This is a genomic window from Streptomyces albidoflavus, assembly GCF_000719955.1.
In the GTDB taxonomy this organism is placed as follows: Bacteria; Actinomycetota; Actinomycetes; order Streptomycetales; family Streptomycetaceae; genus Streptomyces; species Streptomyces albidoflavus.
Genome location: NZ_JOII01000050.1, coordinates 18460 through 27514 on the forward strand (window position 1 = coordinate 18460; position 9055 = coordinate 27514).

The following is a 9055-nucleotide window of genomic DNA, read 5'->3' on the forward strand; positions in this document are numbered from 1 at the left end:
CATGAGCACCGACAGCACCGCGGCTCTCGTCAAGAGCCCGGGTGCCGCCTCCGACGGTCCGGCCGAGGCCGGACCGTCGGGGCGCGGGCCCCGCTCCCGTTCCGCCGCCGCCTACCTGCGCTACGTCGCGGGCAAGCTGGCCGGTGCGGCGGTCTCCCTCTTCGCCGTCCTGGTCACCAGCTTCTTCCTCTTCCGCATGATCCCCGGCGACCCGGTCAAGCACATGACGCAGGGCCGCCCCGTCTCCACCGAGCAGCTGGCCGCGATGCGCCGCGAGTTCGGCCTCGACCTGCCGCTGTGGCAGCAGTTCACCGACTACTGCGCGAAGGCCCTCACCGGTGACTTCGGCATGTCGTACCAGTTCCGCGCCCCCGTCATCGACAAGATCACCGAGGCGCTCCCGGCGACGCTGCTGCTGACCGGCACCGCCTTCGTCATCTACACGGTGCTGGGCATCTGGCTGGGCGCACGCTCCGCGTGGCGCGGAGGCAAGTTCGGGGACCGGTTCGGCACGGCGTTCGCGCTGACGCTGTACTCGGTGCCGTCGTTCTGGCTCGGGCTGCTGCTGATCGTCACCCTGTCGGTCGGCGTCGGGCCGATCCCCGGCGTCTTCCCGACCGGCGGCATGGAGTCGGGCGGACAGTCGGGCTTCGCCCACGTCCTGGACGTCGCCCACCACATGGTGCTGCCCGTCCTCACCCTGGTCGCGGTGGAGTACGCGCGCACCCTGCTGGTGATGCGCTCCTCGCTGCTGGACGAGATGGGCAGCGACTACCTGACGACGGCGCGCGCCAAGGGCCTGCGTGACGACGCGGTGCGCCGCCGCCACGCGGTGCCCAACGCGCTGCTGCCCACGGTGACGCTGCTCTTCGTCAACCTCGGCAACACCGTCGCCGGCGCCATCCTGGTCGAGACGGTCTTCTCCTGGCCGGGCCTCGGCGGCCTCTTCTACCAGGCGCTGAGCGTGCCCGACCTGCCGTTGGTGCAGGGCCTGTTCTTCCTGTTCGCCGCCGCGGTGATCCTGATGAACACCCTCGCCGACGTGATCTATCCGCTGCTCGATCCCCGGGTGGGCCGATGACTGTGCACGAGACGACGGACGGCGCCGCGGGGCAGGGCGGTGCGGCGCCGCGCAGCGCGCGGGCGCTGGCCCGGGCGCGGCGGCTCCACGCGCTGGCGCGGTTCTGGCGCCAGTACCGGTCGCACCGGGGCGGGGTCTTCGGGCTCGCGGTGCTGGTGGTGATCGCGCTGCTGGCGCTGGCGGCGCCGTTGCTGGCCGGCGAGGAGTCCCGGAGCGTCACCGATGCCACCGGCGGGGCGCTGGAGGAGCCGAGCGGTGAGTTCCTGCTCGGCACCGACCAGTTCGGCCGGGACGTGCTGGCGCTGCTGCTGTGGGGCACCCGGGTCTCCCTGATGGTGGGACTGCTCGCCGCCTTCCTCTCGGTGGCCATCGGCGCCCTCGTCGGCATCACCGCCGGACACTTCAAGGGCTGGTACGCGACGGTCGTCATGCGGATCACCGACTGGTTCCTGGTGATGCCGACGCTGGTGCTGGCCATCGCCCTCTCCACGGTGATGGCCCGCTCGCTGTGGACGACGATCCTCGCGATCGGCGTCACCACCTGGCCCACCACGGCGCGGCTGGTCCGCGCGCAGACCCTGGCCGTGGAGTCACGGCCGTACATCGAGCGGGCGCGGGCGCTCGGCGGCGGGCACGGCCACATCATGGCGCGGCACGTGCTGCCCAACGTGATGCCGCTCGTCCTCGCCCAGACCACCCTGGTCATCTCGCTGGCGATCCTGACCGAGGCGACGCTGGCCTTCCTCGGCCTCGGCGACCCGACGGTCGTCTCCTGGGGCGGGCTGCTCCAGGACGCCCGGGAGGCGGGCGCGGTCAGCTCCGGCAACTGGTGGTACATCACCCCGCCGGGCCTCGCCATCGCCCTGGTCGCCCTCGCCTTCACCCTGTGCGGGCGCGCCATCGAGTCCGTCCTCAACCCCAAGCTGGGGGTCTCCCGTTGACACCGCACGACACGCACGAGGAACCCGCCGCCGCGAAGGCCGCGCCGGGCGGCGGCACACCGCTGCTGGAGGTACGGAACCTGGAGGTGACGTACGCCCGCACCCCGGGCTCCCCCGCCGTACCGGCGGTGCGGGGCGTGGACCTGCGGCTGGAGGCGGGGCAGAAGCTGGGGATCGCCGGGGAGTCGGGGTGCGGCAAGTCGACGCTGGCCCTGGCGCTGCTGCGGCTGCTGCCGTCCACGGCGAAGCTGTCGGGGGAGATCCTCCTGGACGGTGAGGACATCCGCACCATGTCGTGGGGGCGGCTGCGCGCGGTGCGCTGGGCGGGCGCCTCCGTGGTGTTCCAGGGGGCGATGCACTCCCTCAACGCTGTGCACCGGATCGGTGACCAGATCGCCGAGCCGATCCTGCTGCACGGCCGGGCGACCCCGGCCGCCGCGAGGAAGCGTGCGGGCGAACTGCTGGAACAGGTGGGGCTGCCCGCCGCGCGGGTCCAGGCGTATCCGCACGAACTGTCCGGCGGGCAGCGGCAGCGCGTCATGATCGCGATGGCGCTGGCCTGCGATCCGCGGCTGGTCATCGCGGACGAGCCGACGACCGCCCTGGACGTGATGATCCAGGCGCAGATCCTGCGGCTGATCGAGGGACTCGTCGCCGACCAGGACCTCGGGCTGATCATGATCAGCCACGACCTGGCCGTCCTCTCCGACACCTGCGACCGGCTCGCGGTGATGTACGCGGGCCGGGTCGTCGAGGAGGGGCCGGCGAAGGCGGTCCACGCGCACGCCGCGCATCCGTACGGCCGGGCGCTCTCCTCCGCCTTCCCGCGCATCGGCGACCTCGCCTCGCGGCGCGCGCCGCGCGGGCTGCCGGGCGATCCGCCGGACCCGGCGGCGGTGCCGGACGGCTGCGCCTTCCATCCACGGTGTCCGGTGGCGCTGGACGTCTGCGCGACCCAGGACCAGGTGCTGCGCGTGGCGGGGCCAGGCCGGCGGGCGGCGTGCGTGCGGGTGGGGGACGACGAGGGTGGTGCGGGTGCAGGGGACGGGGCGGCGGTGGCCCGGGAGGGCGCCGGCGGGGCCGCGTCCGAGGGCGTTTCGGAGACGACGGGGAGCGGGTCATGAGCGGCGCGGAGACGGGTGCGGTGCGGGGCGGCGGGGCGGCGGACCGGGCGCCTGACGGGGCGGCCCACGGGGCGCGCGACCTGGGCGTTCTCGCTCCGGACGGGGCGGGCGACGGGGCGCCGCCGCTGCTCAGCGCGGAGCAGGTGAAGGTCGTCTTCCCGGGTCGGCGCGGCGACCGCGAGGCGCGTGCGGTGGACGGGGTGGACCTCGACGTCCGCCCCGGCGAGATCGTCGCCCTCGTCGGCGAGTCGGGGTGCGGCAAGACGACACTGGCGCGGTCCCTGCTGGGGCTGGTGACGCCCACCTCCGGGCGGGTCACCTTCGACGGCAAGCCACTGGAGTACGCCTCGCGCGCCCTCAAGGCGTACCGGCGGCGCGCCCAGCTCGTCCTCCAGGACCCGAGCGGTTCCCTCAACCCCCGCCACACCGTGTACGAGGCGGTCGCCGAGGGCCTGCGCATCCACGGCTACGCGGGCGACGAGCAGGAGGCGGTGGCGGGTGCCCTGTCGCGGGCCGGGCTCCGGCCCCCGGAGCGGTTCTTCCTGCGCCACCCGCACGAGCTGTCGGGCGGTCAGCGCCAGCGCGTCGTCATCGCGGGTGCCCTGGTGCTGGAACCGGAGCTGATCGTCGCCGACGAGCCGGTCGCCTCGCTGGACGCCTCGGTGCGCGGGGAGATCCTCGCCCTGCTGCTGCGGCTCCGCGACGAGCTGGGCCTCTCCGCGCTGATCGTCACCCACGACCTGGGGCTGGCCTGGAACATCGCCGACCGGGTCGCGGTGATGTACCTCGGCCGCATCGTGGAGACCGGCGAGGTCGAGCAGGTCCTGACCGCGCCCCGGCACCCGTACACCCGGGCGCTGCTGTCGGTCCTACCGGAGTCCGAGACGGAGCCGGTGATCCTCACCGGCGAGCCCCCGGACCCCTCCCGCGTCCCGTCGGGCTGCCGCTTCCACGCCCGCTGCCCGGTGCTCGCCTCCGGCGAGGCCGAACGCGCCGGGGTCGCCGACGCCTGCCGCACGCGGGAACTCCCGGTGCTGCCCGGCAGCGGACCGGCGGCGGTGGCCTGCCACTGGGCCGAGGCCGTGGAGCGGGCGGCGGGCTGACGGGGCGTCCGGGACGTGGACCGTGCCTCACGCAGCGCGCTCCCCATCGGGTGACATCCTGGCGGGAGTGTGACGCCGGCCGTTGACGCGGCGGCGGGTCTGCGAGGAGGACGGGGCTGTGGGGCGACGGGGCGGGGCCGGGGCCCGGGGGCGCGGTGGGCAGGGTGGCACGGGGCGTCCGGGCAGGGGGCGCGGCGCGCGCAGCGGCGAGGCCCACGGGGCGGGCGACCAGGCACGGAGCGGGCGCCGGAGCGCCCCGGACGGGGCGGCGGCCGACGGGGCGACGGCGCCCGGTACGCCGCGCACCGAGCCCCGTGGGGACTGCGCGCGGTGCTTCGGGCTCTGCTGCGTGGCGCTGCCGTTCTCGCGGTCGGCGGACTTCCCCGTGGACAAGCCCGGCGGAAACCCGTGCGGCAATCTCCGGGCGGACTTCGGCTGCTCCATCCACGAGGAGCTGCGCCCGCGCGGCTGGACGGGCTGCACGGTCTTCGACTGCCACGGGGCGGGCCAGCAGGTCTCCCAGGTGACCTTCGCCGGTGAGGACTGGCGCGGCTCCCCGGACGCGGCGCGGCGGATGTTCGCGGTCTTCGCCGTGATGCGCCCCGTGCACGAACTCCTGGCGTACGTCGCCGACGCCCTGGACCGCCCCGAGACCCGCCCCGTCCACGCCGAACTGCGCCGCGCCCGTACCGGCCTGAGCGAGTTGGCCGGGGCGGACGCGGACACGGTGCTCGCGGCCGACGTCGGGGCGCTGCGCGCGGCGGTCAACCCGGCGCTGCTGCGCGCGGGCGACCTGGTGCGGGCGTGCTCGCCGCGGCGTGGCCCCGTGCACCGGGGCGCGGACCTGGCCGGCGCCCGGCTGCGGGGCGCGGATCTGCGCGGCGCGAGCCTGCGCGGGGCGCTGCTGATCGGGGCGGACCTGCGCGACGCCGATCTCCGCTGGGCCGACTTGATCGGCGCGGACCTGCGCGGCGCCGACCTCTCCGGAGCCGACCTGCGCGGCAGCGTCTACGCGACGGGCACCCAGCTCGCCGCCGCCCGGGGCGACGCCGCGACCCGCCTGCCCGGGGCGGTCCGGCGCCCCGCGCACTGGGCGACGGAGGGCACCGCGCCGGAAGAGGCGGCGCGCACCGGCTCGTAGCGCGGGCGCGGCGTGGGTGGCGCGGCGTCAGGCCGCGGGGTCCTGGGGCTCGGCGGCGGCGACGAGTTCGCGGCAGCGCGCGACGTCGCGGGACATGGCTTCCAGCAGTTCGTCGAGCGAGGCGAACTTGGCCTGGCCACGTACGAAGGCGAGGAAGTCGACGGAGACGTGCTGGCCGTAGAGGTCGAGGCCGACGCGGTCGATGGCGTACGCCTCGACGGTGCGTTCGGTGCCGTCGAACTGCGGGTTGGTGCCGACCGAGATGGCGGCGGGCATCGCCTCGCCCTCGGCGTTCAGCCAGCCCGCGTAGACGCCGTCGGCGGGGATCGCCGTGTAGGGGAGCGTCTCGACGTTGGCGGTGGGGTAGCCCAGTTCGCGGCCGCGCTGGGCGCCGCGCACGACGACCCCCTCGACGCGGTGCGGGCGTCCGAGGATCTCGGCGGCGCCCGCCACGTCCCCCTCGGCGACGAGGCGCCGGGTGAGCGTGGAGGAGAACGGCACGCCGCCGCCCGCGGCGCCACGGACGACCAGGTCGACCACCTCGACCTCGTAGTCGTAGGTGGCCCCCAGTTCGGTCAGCACGGCCACGTCGCCGGCGGCTCGGTGGCCGAAGCGGAAGTTGGGGCCCTCGACTACGAGGCGGGCGTGGAGCCGGTCGACCAGCACCTTGGCCACGAACTCGGCCGGGGACAGCTGCGAGAACTCCCTGGTGAACGGCAGCACGAGCAGGGCGTCGACGCCCAGTTCGGCGCAGAGTTCCGCCCGGCGGTGGTGCGGGGCGAGCAGCGGCGGGTGGGTGCCGGGCCGGACCACCTCGCTGGGGTGCGGGTCGAAGGTCACGACCACCGTCGGCAGCCCCGCCTCGCGAGCCCGCTCCACGGCGCGGCCGATGATCAGCTGATGGCCGCGGTGCACCCCGTCGTAGGAGCCGATGGTGACGACGCTGCGCCCCCAGTCCTGGGGGATGTCCTCCAAGCCACGCCAGCGCTGCACTGTGACCGCTCCTCGTCGAACCTGTGTGTGGTAATGGGCGTCTTCGCAGGTCTAAGAGTGCCATGCCGACGGTACGCGCTCCGCATCGGGCGTCCCGGCCGGCGCCGTACGTCCACCGGACGCCGCCACGTCCTCGATCGTCCTCAGCCCGCCGGAGCCGACCAGGGCACGCCACACCCCCGGATCCTCGTCGTACCAGGCCAGGGCATACGCGGCGAATCCCGGCACCGTCCTGGCCAGCTCCGCCAGGCGCCGGTCGAGCCGCCGCCCGCCCTCGGGTCCCCGGGCCAGCACCGTCCCCACGCGCAGGACCGCGCTCCGCAGCCGCGCGGCGTGTCCGGCCCGCTCCTCCGGCGCCGCGCCGGGGCGGGTGTCGTGGCGGACGACCAGCGCGACGAGGAGCGCTTCGAGGACGTCGGGGTGGGTCTCCTCCCGGAGCAGTTCCGCCAGCAGCTCACCCCGGAGCTCGGCGCCCGGGGCGTCCCCCGGCGCCGCCACGAGGGGCGCCAGCGCGGCACGGACGGAGGGCGGCCCCGTGCGAAACGCCGCGCGCACCAGCGCGCCGACCTCCGCGTCGGCCCCGCCCCGCGCCAGGCGGCGTTCGGCGTACGCCGCGACGTGGCCCGCCGTGTCGGGGCGCGCCCGGAGCAGCGCTGCCGCGAACTCCGTCGCGGGGGCGGCCACGGCGGGCGCCGCCTCCTCGGCCAGCACCCGGAGCACGTCGCCCGCCTGGCTGCCGGGGGCGGCGAGGCGGCGCCGGTAGGCGTCCAGGACGGGGCCCGGGTGGCTGGCCAGGGCGACGCCCAGGGCGGCGGCGGTCAGCTGCGGGTCCTGGGCGGCGGCGAACCGCACGGCCGCCTGCTCGACGTACCGCCCCCGGCTGACCGGGTCGCGGACGAGCAGGGCCAGCGCCCCGCCGTGCAGCGCGGCGTCGGCGGTGCGGGAGAGCAGCGTCGCGGCGGCGACCCGGAGCAGTTCGCGGTCGGCCTCGGACGCCGCGTACGGGGCGGCCCGCAGGCCGTAGGCGACGGCGGCGACGCGGCGTGCGGGGCGCGGGTCGATGGCCCAGCGGGCCACACCGCGGCAGACGGCGCCCGGGTCCTCCTCGGCGAGGGTGGAGAGCAGTTCGTCGGCGCGCTCGTGCCCGTCGGCGACCAGGGCGTCGACGAGGGTGTCCGCGTGGCCCTCGCGGTGCGTGTACAGCAGGGCCTGGGCGGCCGTGGCGACGGTCGCCGCGGGCAGGGCCGGCAACCGCCGGTCGTCGCCGAACCAGGCGCACAGCAGTGGCTGCGCGGTCCGGGCGTCGGCCCCCAGGAACTCGCCGGCGGCAGCCAGGAACCGGTCGTCGCCGCCCGTGCCGTCCGCCACCACGAGCCGCCGCAGCAGATCGGCCCGCTCGTCGGCGGGCAGCGCGAGCGCCGTCCAGAACCACGGCCCGAAGTCCTGCGGCACTCCCCGCTCCCGGGCCCGCTCGACGATCCACCCGGCGAGCACCCGGAGCACCCCGAGGTACGGCGTGCAGTCGGGCAGCCGGAGCAGCGTCTCGCCGAGCAGCCGCACCGCCCACCACGGGGCGAGCGCGGGGCGCGGGTCCCGGGCCGGGCCCGCCCCGTAGGTGCGGCGCGGGGCGGCTGCGCGGGCACGGGGCGTGGCCGCGTTTTCCCAGGTCGCGCGCCCCGTACGGGGCGCCGTGGAGTGCGGCGCGGAGGAGTCCGCGGCGGACGGGGCGGAGGGCTCCGTGACGGGCTCGGCGGTGGAGCGGGACGCGGCCGTTCCGCTCCGTCCGCCGCGCGGGCCCGGTGGCTTGGCCCCGTCCGTCGCGCCCCGCCCACCGGACGGTACGGGGCCATCGGCCAGGCCGCCCGCCCCCGCCTCGGCGCCCCCCACCACGCCGTCAACCACACGTGCCGCGCGCTCCCGATCGGGCGACCCCTGCTGGCGCGGAACCCACGCCTCCGGCTCGGCCGAAGCCTCACCCGCCGTCAGGAACTCGTCCGCGGCCTCGATCAGGCCCGCCAGCCGGCGGGACAGTTCGTCCGCACCCCGGTTCCGGGCGAGGTGCAGCAGCGCCTCGACCACGGGCCCGATGCGGTGCCGGGGAACGGGCAGCGTCCGGGGGACGGTCGGCACCGCTCCGGGCACCGCGCCACGCCCCCCGTGCGGGGCGGCCCGCGCGGCAGGATTCCGCTGGTCCGCCGCCCCGTAGGGCGCCGCGCGCCCCGCCCCGTGCCCGACGTTCAGCCCGGACTCCACCGGGGCCGGCCCCGCGTCGGCCGTGTCCGCCCCGCCGTACCCCGCACCCCCAGCAGATTCCTCCGCACCGTCGCCGCCCCGCACAACCGCACCGTCGCGTAGCTCCGACGCCCCGTCAGGCGACGCTCCCGCGACGCCCCGCCCCGTTCCGAGCGCCCCGCTCCGCCCCGCCTCGGCCGCAGCCCGCTCCGCCATCCGCCGACGCCGCCGCACCGTGGCTCGGGGCAGCGCCATCTCTTCGGCCCCGTCTCCCGGGCCAAGCCCGCTCCCCACCTCCGTGCTACCGCACTCCACGCCCACCACCGGCGCCCCGTTCCCGACACCCCCCGCTCCTCCACCCCCGGTCACCGCATCCCGCACCGTCTCCCCCGCACCAGCCCCAGCCCCGTCCCCGGCCGAAGCCCCGCACCCCCCCCCCC

At 76.6% G+C, this 9055-nt stretch carries 7 protein-coding genes; 5 read left to right on the top strand and 2 right to left on the bottom strand.

Annotation, left to right across the window (positions count from 1 at the left end):
- Position 1: 1 nt before the first annotated feature.
- From IF45_RS0129520 to IF45_RS0129540, 5 genes are all read left to right on the top strand, one after another.
- Positions 2 to 1081 (top strand): ABC transporter permease, encoded by a 1080-nt coding sequence (locus tag IF45_RS0129520; RefSeq protein ID WP_015507005.1) that lies wholly within the window; start codon positions 2 to 4, stop codon positions 1079 to 1081.
- Entirely contained in the window at positions 1078 to 2022 is a 945-nt protein-coding gene (locus tag IF45_RS0129525) for an ABC transporter permease (protein ID WP_008410941.1), read from the top strand. Before IF45_RS0129520 ends, IF45_RS0129525 begins: the two co-directional genes overlap by 4 nt.
- Complete coding sequence (locus IF45_RS0129530) at positions 1968 to 3146, top strand: ABC transporter ATP-binding protein (RefSeq protein ID WP_370443985.1); 1179 nt, start codon at positions 1968 to 1970, stop codon at positions 3144 to 3146. Before IF45_RS0129525 ends, IF45_RS0129530 begins: the two co-directional genes overlap by 55 nt.
- Positions 3143 to 4249: an oligopeptide/dipeptide ABC transporter ATP-binding protein gene (locus IF45_RS0129535; protein ID WP_030310582.1), complete on the top strand. Its 1107-nt coding sequence runs from the start codon at positions 3143 to 3145 to the stop codon at positions 4247 to 4249. Before IF45_RS0129530 ends, IF45_RS0129535 begins: the two co-directional genes overlap by 4 nt.
- Before the next feature lie 349 nt (positions 4250 to 4598).
- Positions 4599 to 5390, top strand: a complete 792-nt coding sequence (locus IF45_RS0129540; protein ID WP_030310584.1) for a pentapeptide repeat-containing protein — start codon at positions 4599 to 4601, stop codon at positions 5388 to 5390.
- A gap of 27 nt (positions 5391 to 5417) precedes the next feature.
- Here IF45_RS0129540 and IF45_RS0129545 read toward each other — a convergent pair whose 3' ends face one another.
- Positions 5418 to 6383 carry a bifunctional riboflavin kinase/FAD synthetase gene (locus tag IF45_RS0129545; protein WP_003951195.1) on the bottom strand — a complete coding sequence of 322 codons (966 nt, stop codon included), beginning with the start codon at positions 6381 to 6383 and terminating at the stop codon, positions 5418 to 5420.
- Positions 6384 to 6434: 51 nt separating this feature from the next.
- Complete coding sequence (locus IF45_RS34170; RefSeq protein WP_051720756.1) at positions 6435 to 8513, bottom strand: hypothetical protein; 2079 nt, start codon at positions 8511 to 8513, stop codon at positions 6435 to 6437.
- Positions 8514 to 9055 lie beyond the last annotated feature (542 nt).

What these genes read in the sequence shown, in the direction of transcription:
- IF45_RS0129520 (WP_015507005.1), top strand. Translation starts at nt 2, where the DNA reads ATGAGCACCGACAGCACCGCGGCTCTCGTCAAGAGCCCGGGTGCCGCC.
- IF45_RS0129525 (WP_008410941.1), top strand. Translation starts at nt 1,078, where the DNA reads ATGACTGTGCACGAGACGACGGACGGCGCCGCGGGGCAGGGCGGTGCG.
- IF45_RS0129535 (WP_030310582.1), top strand. Translation starts at nt 3,143, where the DNA reads ATGAGCGGCGCGGAGACGGGTGCGGTGCGGGGCGGCGGGGCGGCGGAC.